16 protein-coding genes are annotated in these 14,873 nt (G+C 58.4%); 2 read left to right on the forward strand and 14 right to left on the reverse strand.

Annotated elements, in window-relative coordinates; translation table 11 throughout:
- Window positions 1–17: 17 nt before the first annotated feature.
- The 14 genes from ACIOVF_RS17020 to rpmH form a co-directional block, all read right to left on the reverse strand.
- A complete protein-coding gene (locus tag ACIOVF_RS17020) occupies window positions 18–554 on the reverse strand; it encodes a F0F1 ATP synthase subunit delta (protein WP_045199409.1) in 537 nt (178 codons plus the stop codon).
- Between the two features lie 12 nt (window positions 555–566).
- Entirely contained in the window at window positions 567–1,037 is a 471-nt protein-coding gene (locus ACIOVF_RS17025; protein WP_010222733.1) for a F0F1 ATP synthase subunit B, read from the reverse strand.
- Between the two features lie 57 nt (window positions 1,038–1,094).
- The gene (gene atpE, locus ACIOVF_RS17030; RefSeq protein WP_003097235.1) at window positions 1,095–1,352 is read right to left on the reverse strand and encodes a F0F1 ATP synthase subunit C; all 258 of its coding nucleotides are present in this window, start codon (window positions 1,350–1,352) and stop codon (window positions 1,095–1,097) included.
- 143 nt (window positions 1,353–1,495) lie between these two features.
- On the reverse strand, window positions 1,496–2,365 hold the full coding sequence (gene atpB / locus ACIOVF_RS17035) for a F0F1 ATP synthase subunit A (protein ID WP_045199403.1): 870 nt from the start codon (window positions 2,363–2,365) through the stop codon (window positions 1,496–1,498).
- Window positions 2,366–2,381: 16 nt separating this feature from the next.
- On the reverse strand, window positions 2,382–2,789 hold the full coding sequence (locus ACIOVF_RS17040; protein WP_401290957.1) for a F0F1 ATP synthase subunit I: 408 nt from the start codon (window positions 2,787–2,789) through the stop codon (window positions 2,382–2,384).
- A gap of 149 nt (window positions 2,790–2,938) precedes the next feature.
- A complete protein-coding gene (locus ACIOVF_RS17045) occupies window positions 2,939–3,811 on the reverse strand; it encodes a ParB/RepB/Spo0J family partition protein (RefSeq protein ID WP_045199401.1) in 873 nt (290 codons plus the stop codon).
- A gap of 9 nt (window positions 3,812–3,820) precedes the next feature.
- Window positions 3,821–4,612, reverse strand: coding sequence for a ParA family protein (locus ACIOVF_RS17050; protein ID WP_010222720.1), 792 nt, complete (start codon window positions 4,610–4,612; stop codon window positions 3,821–3,823).
- An 18-nt stretch (window positions 4,613–4,630) separates the two neighbouring features.
- Window positions 4,631–5,275, reverse strand: coding sequence for a 16S rRNA (guanine(527)-N(7))-methyltransferase RsmG (rsmG, locus tag ACIOVF_RS17055; protein ID WP_045199399.1), 645 nt, complete (start codon window positions 5,273–5,275; stop codon window positions 4,631–4,633).
- Entirely contained in the window at window positions 5,272–7,164 is a 1,893-nt protein-coding gene (gene mnmG, locus ACIOVF_RS17060) for a tRNA uridine-5-carboxymethylaminomethyl(34) synthesis enzyme MnmG (RefSeq protein WP_045199648.1), read from the reverse strand. Before mnmG ends, rsmG begins: the two co-directional genes overlap by 4 nt.
- A 518-nt stretch (window positions 7,165–7,682) precedes the next feature.
- Entirely contained in the window at window positions 7,683–9,053 is a 1,371-nt protein-coding gene (mnmE, locus tag ACIOVF_RS17065; RefSeq protein WP_401290962.1) for a tRNA uridine-5-carboxymethylaminomethyl(34) synthesis GTPase MnmE, read from the reverse strand.
- Window positions 9,054–9,136: 83 nt separating this feature from the next.
- Complete coding sequence (gene yidC, locus ACIOVF_RS17070; protein WP_045199395.1) at window positions 9,137–10,819, reverse strand: membrane protein insertase YidC; 1,683 nt, start codon at window positions 10,817–10,819, stop codon at window positions 9,137–9,139.
- Window positions 10,820–10,821: 2 nt separating this feature from the next.
- Window positions 10,822–11,067, reverse strand: coding sequence for a membrane protein insertion efficiency factor YidD (gene yidD, locus ACIOVF_RS17075; protein WP_080764817.1), 246 nt, complete (start codon window positions 11,065–11,067; stop codon window positions 10,822–10,824).
- A complete protein-coding gene (gene rnpA / locus ACIOVF_RS17080; RefSeq protein WP_213604342.1) occupies window positions 11,060–11,464 on the reverse strand; it encodes a ribonuclease P protein component in 405 nt (134 codons plus the stop codon). The genes yidD and rnpA overlap by 8 nt, the downstream gene beginning before the upstream one ends.
- Before the next feature lie 13 nt (window positions 11,465–11,477).
- Window positions 11,478–11,612: a 50S ribosomal protein L34 gene (gene rpmH, locus ACIOVF_RS17085; protein ID WP_002551315.1), complete on the reverse strand. Its 135-nt coding sequence runs from the start codon at window positions 11,610–11,612 to the stop codon at window positions 11,478–11,480.
- 592 nt (window positions 11,613–12,204) lie between these two features.
- Here rpmH and dnaA point away from each other — a divergent pair.
- Both dnaA and dnaN read left to right on the forward strand, forming a co-directional pair.
- Complete coding sequence (gene dnaA / locus ACIOVF_RS17090; protein WP_093377769.1) at window positions 12,205–13,722, forward strand: chromosomal replication initiator protein DnaA; 1,518 nt, start codon at window positions 12,205–12,207, stop codon at window positions 13,720–13,722.
- A 40-nt stretch (window positions 13,723–13,762) separates the two neighbouring features.
- Window positions 13,763–14,866, forward strand: coding sequence for a DNA polymerase III subunit beta (dnaN, locus tag ACIOVF_RS17095; RefSeq protein WP_038997897.1), 1,104 nt, complete (start codon window positions 13,763–13,765; stop codon window positions 14,864–14,866).
- Window positions 14,867–14,873: the final 7 nt, after the last annotated feature.

The raw sequence follows: 14,873 nt of genomic DNA on the forward strand, positions 1-14,873 counted from the left end.
CTGCTGCCCCTTCAAACTCAAGATTTCAATGCTTCGGCCAGTTTCGCGATTTTGCCGCGAACCGAGCCATCGATTACCAGGTCGCCGGCGCGGATCACGACACCACCGATAAGGGAGGCGTCCTCCGTCGCATGCAGGCGCACTTCCCGGCTGAGCCGTGCACTGAGAACCTTGGCGAGTTTGTCTTGCTGTTCTTGGTCCAACGCAAAAGCACTAGTGACTTCCACGTCCACGGATTTCTCTTGTTCAGCCTTGTACAGGTCGAACAAAGCCGAAATCTCCGGCAACAGCAGGAGACGGTCGTTTTCCGCGGCAACATGAATGAAATTCTGTGCCTGTGCATCGAACTTGTCACCGCACACGTCAATAAACGTGGCGGCCTTTTCTGCGCTCGTCAGTCGCGGGGCCTTGAGCAGGCGCTGCATCGTGTCGTCTTCCGACACTGCAGCAGCCAGGCCGAGCATGGCTGACCAATTGGCCAGTTGCTGATGGGCCTGGGCGTGCTCAAAGGCCGCCTTAGCGTAAGGTCGGGCCAACGTGGTCAGTTCTGCCATGATCGCCCTCGCTTAAATTTCAGCGGCCAGTTTATTAACCAGCTCCGCATGCGCGTTTTGATCGATTGTGGCGCCAAGGATCTTTTCAGCACCGCCGACAGCCAGCAGACCCACTTGGGCACGCAGGGCGTCTTTGACACCGTTAATTTCCTGTTCGATCTCGGCCTGAGCCTGAGCCTTCACACGGTCAGCTTCGACGCGGGCCTGATCACGGGCTTCCTCGACGATCTGAGCACCGCGCTTCTTGGCTTGCTCAATGATTTCGGCTGCCTGAGCTTTCGCTTCGCGCAGTTGCTGACCCGCTTTGTCTTGGGCCAACTCCAGGTCGCGAGCTGCTCGGTTGGCAGCGTCCAGTCCATCCGCGATCTTCTTCTGACGTTCTTGCAATGCCGCGATGACCGGAGGCCACACGAACTTCATGCAGAACAGCACAAAAATGAAGAACGCAACGGACTGACCAATCAGGGTTGCATTAATGTTCACGCCAACACCTCGCTCGTTCTTTGTCCATCACACCAAACCACTCGAGAATTCGAGTGATTAGCCGGCGATTTGACCAACGAAGGGATTAGCGAAGGTGAAGAACAGAGCGATACCAACACCGATCATGGTTACGGCGTCGAGCAGACCGGCAACGATGAACATTTTAACTTGCAGCATTGGAACCATCTCTGGCTGACGAGCAGCGCCTTCCAGGAACTTGCCGCCCAGCAGGCCGAAACCAATGGCGGTACCCAGAGCACCCAGGCCGATCAGCAGAGCAACAGCGATAGCGGTAAGACCAACTACAGTTTCCATCTTTCCTCCCGACTTTTACGTCGTATTGGTTAGGTTTTTTAGTTTGAAGCGGTAAAACAAAATCGTTTGGTACAGCTGCCCTTGCGGACTTTTTCGACCCTCCCCCGGACTGGCGCAAGGGTCATCAGACACGCCAGGCGGTCTTAATGGTTATCTTCGTGAGCCATCGACAGGTAGACGATGGTAAGCATCATGAAGATGAACGCTTGCAGGGTGATGATCAGGATGTGGAACACAGCCCACGCCCACTGCAGCACCACGCCCAGGCCGCTGAGCCAGAGCAGGCCGCTGCCGAACATCACGGCAATCAGGATGAACACCAGCTCGCCGGCATACATGTTGCCGAACAGACGCAGGGCCAGCGAGATTGGCTTGGCAATCAGGGTGACGAATTCGAGCAGGAAGTTGACCGGAATCAGCAGGATCTGAACGAAGATGTTCTTGCTGCCAAACGGGTGCAGGGTCAGTTCGCCGAGGAAGCCGCCGATGCCCTTGACCTTGATGCTGTAGAAAATGATCAGGGCGAAGACGCTGAAGGCCATGGCCAGGGTCGCGTTCGGGTCGGTGGTCGAAACGGCACGGAACGGAATGTGCGGATCACCGGAGATCAGGATGGCCAGCTGTGGAATCCAGTCGACCGGGATCAGGTCGACGGCGTTCATCAGGAAGACCCAGACGAAAATGGTCAGCGCCAGTGGGGCGATCACCGGGCTGCGGCCGTGGAAGCTGTCCTTGACGCTGCCGTCGACGAACTCAACCAGCACTTCTACGAAGTTCTGCAGGCCGCCAGGCTGGCCGGAAGTCGCCTTCTTGGCTGCCATGCGGAACAGGAATACGAACAGCAGACCCAGTGCGACCGACCAACCCAGGGTGTCCAGGTGGAAAGCCCAGAAGCCCATTGCCTTGGCTTCTGCTGCGGAATGGGCAAAGCCCCAACCGCCGTCTGGTAGTTGACCGAAGGTCAGGTTCTGCAAGTGGTGCTGGATATAGCCCGAAGCGGTTTCTGCTGCCATGGTTGCCTCAAACGCCCTAAGGTCTCGAAAGTCTTATATTCATCAGCAGGGGCGCGAACCAGCTGACCAACTGGGTCAGCAGAAAGACACCGAAGACTGCTAACGGCGCCAATGGCTTCACTCCTGCAAACGTCAGTGCAAAAAGCACTGCCGTCAAAATCAATTTGCCTGCCTCGCCAGCGTAGAACGACTTGACGATGGCCTGCGCTGCCCTGGCTCCGGTAAACCGAAAAGCCTTCCAGGCGAAATACACATTCGGCAGCCAGGCAATCAGCCCTCCGCAGAGTGCCGAATATCCACTGACCGCCCCGTGCCACTGCCACAACGCCAAAGTTGCCAGCAGAAACACGACACATTGAGCCAACAGTACCGGAAAAACCGCCCAGCGATGGAAAGGCAAGCGGTTTGGCGTGCGGGTTTCCATCACAACTGCTCCTCGAAAGTCGACCAACCAGTCAGCTATGACTTGGCATAATTTGTGCCGACAAAATGCGCGCAGAGTATAGGGGCGGTTTAACCCCTATTCAACTGCCGGGTAGTGATTTCCGACTGCGCGCTACAAAAGGAATTGTTTCAGCGGATGTGAGCAAGCACACCTTGCAACTCATCTAGTGAGTTGTAACGGATAACTAACTGGCCCTTGCCCTTGTTGCCGTGACGAATCTGTACGGCCGAGCCCAGACGCTCTGCCAGACGCTGTTCGAGGCGGGTGATGTCCGGGTCCGGCTTGGCAGGTTCTGCAGCCTCAGGCTTGCCGTTGAGCCACTGGCGAACCAGTGCTTCGGTCTGGCGTACGGTCAGGCCGCGTGCGACAACGTGACGCGCCCCGTCGACCTGCTGTTCATCCGGCAATCCGAGCAATGCCCGGGCGTGACCCATCTCCAGGTCGCCGTGGGACAGCATGGTCTTGATCACTTCCGGCAACGAAATCAGGCGCAGCAAGTTGGCCACGGTGACCCGCGACTTGCCCACGGCATCGGCGACCTGTTGCTGGGTCAACTGGAACTCCTGCTGCAGGCGCTGCAGGGCAATGGCCTCTTCCACCGGGTTGAGGTCTTCGCGCTGGATGTTCTCGATCAGGGCCATGGCGATGGCCGCTTCATCGGGCACATCGCGGACCATGGCCGGGATGGTGTCCATGCCGGCCTGCTGGCTCGCGCGCCAGCGGCGTTCACCGGCGATGATCTCGAATTTGTTGTCGGCGATCGGGCGCACCACGATCGGCTGCATCACGCCCTGGCTCTTGATCGAGTGGGCGAGTTCTTCCAGTGCCTGCGGGTCCATATCCCGGCGCGGCTGGTACTTGCCGCGCTGGATCAGGTCGAGCGGCAGGTGTTGCAGTTCCTTTTGGTCGACCTGGACAGCCTGCTCTTCGAGCGCGCTGACGGTCGGACCACTGAGCAGTGCATCCAACCCACGTCCGAGACCCCGTTTCTTAACGGCCATGCGGATTCCTTAAGTTGTCTGTGCAGTGCGGGTTTGACGACGTTGACGACGAACCAGTTCCCCGGCCAGGGCCAGGTACGCGAGGGCGCCACGCGATTGCTTGTCGTATGCCAGGGCCGGCATGCCGAAGCTCGGAGCCTCGGCCAGGCGGATGTTGCGTGGAATCACGGTGTCGTACAGCTGGTCGCCGAAGTGTTCCTTGAGCTGCGCGGACACATCGTTGATCAGGCTCAGGCGCGGGTCGTACATGGTCCGCAGCAGGCCTTCGACCTTGAGCTGCGGGTTCAGACGCTCGCCGATCCGCTTGATGTTATCCACAAGGTCGCTCAAGCCTTCCAGGGCAAAGTATTCACATTGCATCGGAATGATCACGCCATCGGCGGCGACCAGGGCGTTGAGGGTCAGCATCGACAGCGACGGCGGGCAGTCGATCAGGATGTAGTCGTAATTCTCGCGGATCGGCGCCAGCGCGGTGCGCAGGCGGCTCTCCTTCATCTGCATTTCCAGCAGAACCACTTCGGCAGCGGTCAGGTCGCGGTTGGCCGGCAGCAGTTGATAGCCGCCGTGCTCGGAGAAGTGCATGGCCTGGGCCAGGTCGCATTCGCCGATCAACAGGTCATAGACCGAATGTTCCAGGACGTGTTTATCCACACCGCTACCCATGGTGGCGTTGCCCTGTGGATCGAGATCGATCAGCAGCACGCGGCGCTTGGTTGCCACCAGCGATGCTGCGAGATTGATACAGGTGGTGGTTTTGCCCACACCACCTTTCTGGTTCGCGATAGCGAATACCTTAGCCATTCTTGCTTGTGTTCCCAATCATGCCGTGCGGCGCAGTATCAGCAGATGGCGTTGGCCTTGGCAACCCGGAACGGTCAAGGCCTGCTCGCTATCCACTCTGAAATCTGCCGGCAATGCTACCAGCTCATCGGCAGGATGCAGCCCTTTCATTGCCAGCCACTGCGTCTGGGCGTCGCCGAGGTGGCGCGTCCAGTTGGTGAAGTTCTCCATGCTGCTGAAAGCACGGGAAACAATTCCGGTGAAAGGCAGCTCCGGTTGGAACTCCTCGACCCGCTTGTGGATAACTGTGAGGTTATCCAGTTTGAGCTCCAGCTTTACCTGGGTCAGGAAGCGGGTTTTCTTGCCGTTGCTGTCGAGCACCGTGACTTGCTTGTGCGGATGCAGGATAGCCAATGGAATGCCCGGCATGCCACCGCCGCTGCCGACATCCAGCCAGCGCTCGCTGTGGATAAACGGCATGACGCTGAGGCTGTCGAGCAGATGGCGGGACACCATTTCGTCCGGATTGCGCACGGCGGTCAGGTTGTAGGCCTTGTTCCACTTGATCAGCAAGGCCAGGTAGGCCAGTAGTTGTGCGTGCTGGGCCTCGCTCAGCTCGACACCGAGCTGGCGGGCGCCTGTGGACAACTCTTCGGCGTGTTGAGGGGTGACCTGAGAACTCAAGCGCTTTGCTCCAACTCGCGGCCTGCGCCGCGTTTTTTCAGATGAATCAGCAACAGGGAAATCGCCGCCGGGGTCACGCCGGGGATACGCGAAGCCTGGCCCAGGGTCTCGGGCCGGGTCTGGCCGAGCTTGCCCTGGATTTCCTTGGACAACCCGGAAATACCGCTGTAGTCGATATCGTCGGGCAGGCGGGTGTCTTCGCTGGCGCGCAGCCGGGCGATTTCTTCCTGTTGCCGGTCGATGTAGCCGGCGTATTTGGTTTTGATCTCGACCTGTTCGGCGACTTGCGGGTCGATATCCGAGCCGCCGGTGACTTCCATCAGCCCGGCGTAATCGATTTCCGGACGGGTCAGCAGGTTGAGCAGGTTGTATTCATGGCTCAACGGCGTGCCAAATTTTTCGGCAATTGCCTGGCCTTGCGCGGTGTCCGGGCGTACCCAGGTGGACTTCAGGCGCTGCTCTTCCAGGGCAATGCCTTCGCGCTTGGCGCTGAATGCGGCCCAGCGCGCGTCATCGACCAGGCCCAGCTCGCGGCCTTTTTCGGTCAGGCGCAGGTCGGCGTTGTCTTCGCGCAGGATCAGCCGGTACTCGGCCCGCGAAGTGAACATACGGTAGGGCTCCTGGGTACCCAGGGTGATCAGGTCGTCGACCAGCACACCGATATACGCCTCGTCGCGACGCGGGCACCAGCTTTCACGGCCTTGGGCGCGCAACGCGGCGTTGGTCCCGGCAAGCAAACCCTGGGCGCCGGCTTCTTCGTAACCGGTGGTGCCGTTGATCTGGCCAGCAAAGAACAGGCCGCCGATGACCTTGGTTTCCAGGCTGTACTTGAGATCACGCGGATCGAAGTAGTCGTACTCGATGGCATAGCCCGGGCGCACGATGTGGGCGTTTTCCATGCCGCGGATCGAACGCACGATCTGCAACTGCACATCGAACGGCAAGGATGTGGATATCCCGTTCGGGTACAGCTCGTGGGTGTTCAGGCCTTCCGGCTCGATGAACACCTGGTGGCTTTCCTTGTCGGCAAAGCGGTGGATCTTGTCTTCGATCGACGGGCAATAGCGCGGGCCGATGCCTTCGATGACGCCGGAGTACATCGGCGAACGATCGAGGTTCGAGGCAATGATCTCGTGGGTACGGGCGTTGGTATGGGTAATCCAGCAGCTGACCTGACGCGGGTGCTGTTCCTTGGAGCCCATGAACGACATCACCGGAATCGGCGTATCCCCCGGTTGCTCGGTCATGACCGAGAAATCCACCGAGCGACCATCGATGCGTGGCGGCGTGCCGGTTTTCAGCCGGCCAACACGCAGCGGCAGTTCCCGCAGGCGGCGCGCCAAGGCAATCGAGGGTGGATCGCCGGCACGGCCACCGGAGTAATTCTGCAAACCGATGTGGATAAGTCCGCCGAGGAAGGTGCCGGTGGTCAATACCACGGAGTCGGCGAGAAAACGCAGACCCATTTGTGTCACCACGCCGCGTACCTGGTCCTGCTCGACGATCAGGTCGTCGCACGACTGCTGGAATATCCACAGGTTGGGCTGGTTCTCGAGAATCTCGCGCACCACCGATTTGTAGATGGCGCGGTCGGCCTGGGCGCGAGTAGCGCGCACTGCCGGGCCTTTGCGGTTGTTCAACACACGGAACTGGATACCGCTCTTGTCAGTGGCCAGTGCCATGGCACCGCCGAGCGCATCGATTTCCTTGACCAGGTGGCTCTTGCCGATGCCACCGATGGCCGGGTTGCAACTCATATGACCGAGGGTTTCCACGTTGTGGGTCAGCAGCAGGGTTTTTACACCCATGCGTGCAGACGCAAGCGCAGCCTCGGTACCGGCATGGCCGCCGCCGATGACGATCACTTCAAAACGGGAAGGGAAATCCACCACGCACCTCGTGCCTGTTTCGGGAATAGATAGGGATAACGCACAAGTATAGGGACTTACCCCCCTCTAAAGGAACCTTTTGCACAAAATTTAACCAGGCTGTGGATGAATGGCGTGCAATAGAAATTAAAAGAGAGAAATTTATTAAAGCTTTGTTTTTATGTTTATTCTTAGTCAGCCACCTTTCTGTGGATAAGGCTCTACAGGCCTTTATTTACCTTATGTACAGAGATTCAAAACCCTGTGGTCTACCGGGCATGAGCGTTCTGGATAAGCGCTTTAAGCCTGTGGATGAAATGGCCAGTTACCCACAAGCGCAGTTATCTCCAGCTTTGAAGGCCAGTTATCAACGGAGCTGAAGGTGGGTTTTCCACAGGGCTTATTTCAGAGAATTGTGGATAGACACGCAGGAGTGAGTACAGCACGAGCACTGTGGCTGTACTGACCAGGAGAGAGGATGGGTGAAAATTTGATGCTGCAGCCGGGTCCGTTGCAGACCCGGCTGTGGATAACGACCTTTACTTGCCGATGCAGAAGCTGGAGAAGATTCGCCCGAGCAAGTCATCGGAGCTGAAAGCCCCGGTAATTTCACCCAGGGCCTGTTGTGCCTGGCGTAGATCCTCTGCCAGCAGCTCACCCGCACCGGCTAGGGTCAGCTGCGCACGACCGTGCTCCAGGTGCGCGCTAGCCTGGCGCAATGCCTCCAGATGGCGCCTGCGGGCGCTGAAGCTGCTTTCGGCAGTCTGTTCATAACCCATGCAGGCCTTCAGGTGCTCGCGCAGCAGCTCCAGGCCCAAGTCGCTGTCCTTGGCACTGAGGGTAATGGTGACGTGGCCATCTTCGCTCTGCTCCATGGCAATGGCTTCGCCGCTCAGGTCAGCCTTGTTGCGAATCAGCGTGACCTTGGCCGGATCCGGACGCAGATCGAGGAATTCTGGCCACAGGGCAAACGGATCACTGGCTTCCGGCGCTGTGGAATCCACCACCAGCAACACCCGGTCGGCTTCGTTGATGGCCTTGAGGGCGCGCTGCACACCGATCTTTTCCACATGATCGTCGGTGTCGCGCAACCCGGCGGTGTCGACCACGTGCAGCGGCATACCGTCGATGTGGATATGTTCGCGCAGGATGTCGCGGGTGGTACCGGCGATATCGGTGACAATCGCTGCCTCGCGACCCGCCAGTACGTTAAGCAGGCTCGACTTGCCGGCATTCGGCCGGCCGGCAATCACCACTGTCATGCCGTCACGCAGCAAGGCGCCCTGCCCGGCTTCACGCTGCACTGTGGATAAATTATTGCGCACGTCATCGAGCATGCTCAGCACATGACCGTCGGCGAGAAAGTCGATTTCTTCCTCGGGGAAGTCGATCGCAGCTTCCACGTAGATGCGCAGGCTGATCAATTTCTCCGTGAGGTTATCCACACGACGGGAAAATTCGCCCTGCAGCGAGCGCAAGGCATTACGCGCCGCCTGTGTAGAACTGGCTTCGATCAGGTCGGCGATTGCCTCGGCCTGGGCCAGGTCGAGTTTGTCATTGAGGAACGCACGCTCGCTGAATTCACCCGGGCGCGCCAGGCGGCAACCCAGTTGTACACAGCGCTGCAGGAGCATATCGAGCACCACCGGGCCGCCGTGGCCCTGCAGCTCCAGCACGTCTTCACCGGTGAAAGAGTTGGGCCCGGGGAAAAACAGCGCGATGCCTTCATCCAGCACCAGGCCATCTTCCGCGCGGAACGGGCCGTAATGGGCGTGCCGCGGTGTTAGCGGTTTTCCACAGATGGCCAGCCCGGCTTGTTTGGCCAGAGGCCCGGATAGCCGCACGATCCCCACACCCCCACGTCCCTGGGCGGTAGCGATGGCGGCAATGGTTTCACGCACAGTGTTCATGCTCGAAGGCCTCACGACAAAAACGACAGATAGCAAAACGCCCCACGAGGGGGCGTTTATCCACAGGTTAGCTGGCTAACCCGTCAAGCAGCGGCTTTCTTGGTAGCCTTTTCGATGCTGCGGGTGATGTACCACTGCTGTGCGATCGACAGGCAGTTGTTCACAACCCAGTACAGCACCAGACCTGCAGGGAACCACAGGAAGAAGAAGGTGAAGATGATTGGCATCAGCTTCATCACCTTGGCCTGCATCGGATCCGGCGGAGTCGGGTTCAGTTGCTGCTGGATGAACATGGTTGCGCCCATGATGATCGGCAGGATGAAGAACGGATCCTTGATCGACAGGTCAGTGATCCAGAACATCCACGGCGCCTGACGCATCTCGACGCTTTCCAGCAGAACCCAGTACAGCGAGAGGAAGACCGGCATCTGCACCAGGATCGGCAGGCAGCCGCCCAGCGGGTTGATCTTCTCTTTCTTGTACAGCTCCATCATGGCTTGCGACATTTTCTGCCGGTCATCGCCGTGCTGCTCTTTGAGGATTGCCAGTTTCGGCGCAACGGCACGCATGCGCGCCATCGAACGGTAGCTGGCAGCCGACAGCGGGAAGAACAGACCTTTGATCAACATGGTCAGGACGATGATCGACCAGCCCCAGTTGCCGAGCAGGCTGTGGATATGTTGCAGCAGCCAGAAGATTGGCTGGGCAATGAACCACAGGATGCCGTAGTCGACGGTCAGTTCCAGACCTGGGGACAACTCTTTGAGCTTCTCCTGGATCTTGGGACCGGCGTACAGCATGGTGCTGGTTTCGCCTTTGCCACCAGCGGCAACGTTCAGTGCCGGGCCGGTGAAACCGATGATGTAGTTGCCCTGGCTGTCTTTACGGGTCTGAACGATGTTGTTGTCAGACTTGTTTGGAATCCAGGCAGTTACAAAGTAGTGCTGCAGCCAGGCAACCCAGCCGCCGGTAACATTTTCTTTCAGATTTCCCTTGTCGATGTCTTTCATCGACACCTTTTTGTAGGGCTCCGAACTTGTCCACAGGGCCGCACCGAGATAAGTCGCGGTACCGGTTGCGGTGCTCGAGGAAGGATCCGAGCTCGCGTCGCGCTTGAGTTGCGCGAACAGGTTACCGGTCCAAGGCTGGGCGCTCTGGTTGTCGATCAGGTAGGTGACGGTCAGGTCGTACTCACCGCGCTTGAAGCTGAAGCGCTTGATGTAGTTGACGCCGGCATCGCTGAACTTCAGGTCGACGACCAGTTGGTCCTGACCATCGGCCAGTTGGAAACTTTTCTGATCAGCGGCATACAGCGGACGGCCGGACGAACGCGCATCCGGGCCGTTGGCGCCAGTCAGACCGCTCTGTGCCAGGTAAGTACGCTCGCCACCGTTGTCGAACAACTGGAACGGAATGTCCGGATGATCCTGGCGGCGTGGGTATTTCGGCAGCGTCAGCTGGGCGATATCACCACCGTTTGGATCGATAGCCAGATCGAGGACATCAGTCTTGACCCGAATCAGGTCCTTGCTGACCACTACCGGGGCAAGTTCTGCTGGGCTGGATTCAGCGTTGGCGCTCGGTACATCGGCGCTGGCGCCAGTGTTACCGGCCTGCGCGGTGTCCGGCAGGGCCGGGGCAACGTTGCTGGCAGCAGTATTCTGAGTCGGCAGGGCAGCCTGGCCATAGTCCTGGTTCCAGTTAAGGACCATGACGTAGGACACGATTGCCAGGGCGACGATCAGGATCGTGCGTTTAATATCCATGATTACTCGGCTATCGAAGAAGTACGGGAAGAGGAGGCAGGTGGAACCGGGTCAAAACCACCGGCATTCCACGGATGACAACGCCCCAGGCGACGAACGGTAAGCCACCCGCCGCGTAAAAGGCCATGTGTTTCGATGGCTTCGTACGCATAGCAGGAGCAACTGGGGTAGAAACGACAGTGACTGGCCATCAGTGGACTAATGGCATAGCGGTAAAACTGGATCGGAACGAGCGCCAGTTTACGCATCTTGACTGTCTACCCCCACAGAGTCGGTGTTAACCACTGGAGCGGGCCGACTGCGTGCAAGGCGCTTCCAGAGCTTGCCAAAATGTTGGTGCAATTCTGGGTTTTCAATCTCGCCCAACCCTTTGCGCGCGACGATCACGATATCCCAACCAACAAGCGAATGCTGGTTCAGGCGAAACGAATCGCGCATCAGGCGTTTCAGGCGATTGCGTTGAACGGAGAGCTTGACGCTCTTTTTCCCGATCACAAGCCCCAGGCGGGGATGATCAAGACCGTTCTCGCGAGCAAGGATCAGCAGGCATTTCCCTGGAACCTTGCCGGTTGGGGAGTCGAAGACCGCTTTGAAGTGTCGGGGAACAAGCAGACGCTTTTCCCGACTGAAGTCCTGACTCACCACCAGTGCCGAAAAATCAAACTGCCAGGCGCTTACGGCCTTTGGCACGGCGACGCGACAGAACGGCACGACCGTTCTTGGTGGCCATACGGGCACGGAAACCGTGAGTGCGAGCGCGCTTGATGGTGCTTGGTTGGAAAGTACGTTTCATGGCGTGTTACCTGGTTCGTCGACAACGGGCCGGAATGGCCCCCGTTTTAAGAGACCGGCGATTCTAGAGAAAGCAGGGCCGTAGGTCAATTTCCAACCAGCTTTTCCTTATGGACGGAAAATCGGCTTCGTTCCAGGCACCGCTCGGGGTGTGCTGACAGGTTGTGAGTAACGGATCACTTAAACATAGAAAAAAAGAGAGGACTTATTTAAAGCTTTTTAGTGAATCTTATAAAGCTTATGTGGAAGATTTCTGTGGATAACACGCTACAGCCCTTTAAATATCGTATGTACAGAGAAAAGAAACTCTGTCGAGAAGAGGTGCTCTGACTGTGCTGTAGCCTCGGAAAAGCTGTGGATCAAATGGTCTGTTATCCACAGGCGGGTTATCCACCGATTTCGACCCCCAGTTGTGCAAAGACCTCAGGGTAGGTTATCCACAGGGCTTATTCACAAGCTCAAAACGACATTTTGGTCACTAAACTGCTGATTTATCGCCATCCTCAACGCAGCTGCATGTGGATAACTGCGCTGGCGCTGGGTACAATGGGCGCTTGTTTTTGCCTCACCGGCTTTCAACTCAGGGGATATCCGTGTCAGTGGAACTTTGGCAGCAGTGCGTGGAGCTTCTGCGCGATGAACTGCCTGCCCAGCAATTCAACACCTGGATCCGTCCGCTACAGGTCGAAGCCGAAGGCGACGAGTTGCGCGTCTATGCGCCTAACCGTTTCGTTCTCGACTGGGTCAATGAAAAGTACCTGAGCCGTCTGCTCGAACTGCTGGGTGAACACGGCAACGGTATTGCGCCTGCCCTTTCCTTATTAATAGGCAGCAGACGCAGTTCGGCACCACGTGCCGCACCCAATGCGCCGCTGGCTGCAGCCGTCGCCGCCTCGCAGGCCCAGGCTGCCCAAACCGCGGTGGTCAGCGAACCGGTCGCCGCACCTGTTGCAGCGCCGGCACCGGTGGCAGAAGTCGAGCAAGCGCCTTCGCGTGACAGCTTCGATTCCATGGGCGAGGCCAACGCCGCGCCAGCTCCAAGTGGCCGCACCGAACAACGCACCGTGCAGGTCGAAGGTGCGCTCAAGCACACCAGCTACCTGAACCGCACCTTTACCTTCGAGAACTTCGTCGAAGGTAAGTCCAACCAGCTGGCCCGCGCCGCAGCCTGGCAGGTTGCCGACAACCCCAAGCATGGCTACAACCCGCTGTTCCTGTACGGCGGCGTGGGCCTGGGTAAAACGCACTTGATGCATGCTGTGGGTAACCACCTGCTCAAGAAGAACCCGAATGCCAAGGTGGTGTACCTGCACTCCGAGCGTTTCGTCGCCGACATGGTCAAGGCGCTGCAGCTCAATGCCATCAACGAATTCAAGCGCTTCTACCGTTCGGTCGACGCGCTGCTGATCGATGACATTCAGTTCTTTGCCCGTAAAGAGCGTTCCCAGGAAGAGTTTTTCCATACCTTCAACGCCCTGCTCGAAGGCGGCCAGCAAGTCATTCTGACCAGCGACCGTTATCCGAAGGAAATCGAAGGCCTGGAAGAGCGCCTGAAGTCGCGCTTTGGCTGGGGCCTGACCGTTGCGGTAGAGCCTCCGGAGTTGGAAACCCGGGTAGCGATCCTGATGAAGAAGGCCGACCAGGCCAAGGTCGACCTGCCCCACGATGCGGCTTTCTTTATCGCCCAGCGTATTCGCTCGAACGTGCGTGAACTCGAAGGCGCCCTGAAGCGGGTGATTGCTCATTCACACTTCATGGGCCGCGACATCACCATCGAGCTGATTCGCGAATCGCTCAAGGATCTTCTGGCACTGCAGGACAAACTGGTGAGTGTGGATAACATCCAGCGCACCGTTGCCGAGTACTACAAGATCAAGATCTCCGATCTGTTGTCCAAACGTCGTTCCCGTTCGGTAGCCCGTCCGCGGCAGGTCGCCATGGCCTTGTCCAAAGAGCTGACCAACCACAGCCTGCCGGAGATCGGCGACGTATTCGGCGGCCGCGATCACACCACCGTGTTGCATGCGTGCCGCAAGATCAACGAACTCAAGGAATCCGACGCGGATATCCGCGAGGACTACAAGAACCTGCTGCGGACTCTGACGACTTGATGAACGTCAGCGCAGCTTATTAAAGGCAAGGGACTAGACCATGCATTTCACCATTCAACGCGAAGCCCTGTTGAAACCCCTGCAACTGGTCGCAGGCGTCGTCGAGCGCCGCCAGACCTTGCCGGTACTGTCCAACGTACTGCTGGTGGTACAGGGTCAGCAATTGTCGCTGACCGGTACTGACCTGGAAGTGGAACTGGTTGGCCGCGTGCAACTGGAAGAGCCGGCCGAGCCAGGCGAAATCACCGTGCCTGCGCGCAAGCTGATGGATATCTGCAAAAGCCTGCCCAACGACGTGCTGATCGACATCAAGCTCGATGAGCAGAAGCTCGTGGTCAAGGCTGGCCGTAGCCGCTTCACCCTGTCGACCCTGCCGGCCAATGACTTCCCGACTGTCGAAGAAGGCCCAGGCTCGCTGACCTGCAACCTGGAGCAAAGCCGTCTGCGCCGCTTGATCGAGCGCACCAGCTTCGCCATGGCCCAGCAGGACGTACGCTACTACCTCAACGGCATGCTGCTGGAAGTGTCCACCGACACCCTGCGCGCTGTCGCCACCGACGGTCACCGTCTGGCCATGTGCTCGATGCGTGCCGATATCGGCCAGGCTGATCGCCACCAGGTCATCGTGCCGCGCAAAGGTATCCTCGAACTGGCGCGCCTGCTTACTGAGCCGGATGGCATGGTCAGCATCGTGCTGGGTCAGCATCACATTCGTGCTACTACTGGTGAGTTCACCTTCACCTCGAAGTTGGTCGATGGCAAGTTCCCGGACTACGAGCGCGTGCTGCCCAAGGGCGGTGACAAGCTGGTGGTCGGTGACCGCCAGGCACTGCGCGAGGCCTTCAGCCGTACCGCGATTCTGTCCAACGAGAAGTACCGCGGCATCCGTCTGCAACTGGCCAATGCCCAGTTGAAGATCCAGGCCAACAACCCTGAGCAGGAAGAAGCGGAAGAAGAAATCAGCGTCGAGTACAACGGTAGCTCGCTGGAAATCGGCTTTAACGTCAGCTACTTGCTCGACGTCCTGGGTGTCATGACCACTGAGCAGGTTCGTCTGATCCTGTCGGACTCCAACAGCAGCGCCCTGCTGCAGGAAGCTGACAACGACGACTCTGCTTACGTTGTCATGCCGATGCGTCTGTAATTTGTCC

This window comes from Pseudomonas sp. NPDC087612, assembly GCF_044743505.1.
Lineage (GTDB): Bacteria > Pseudomonadota > Gammaproteobacteria > Pseudomonadales > Pseudomonadaceae > Aquipseudomonas.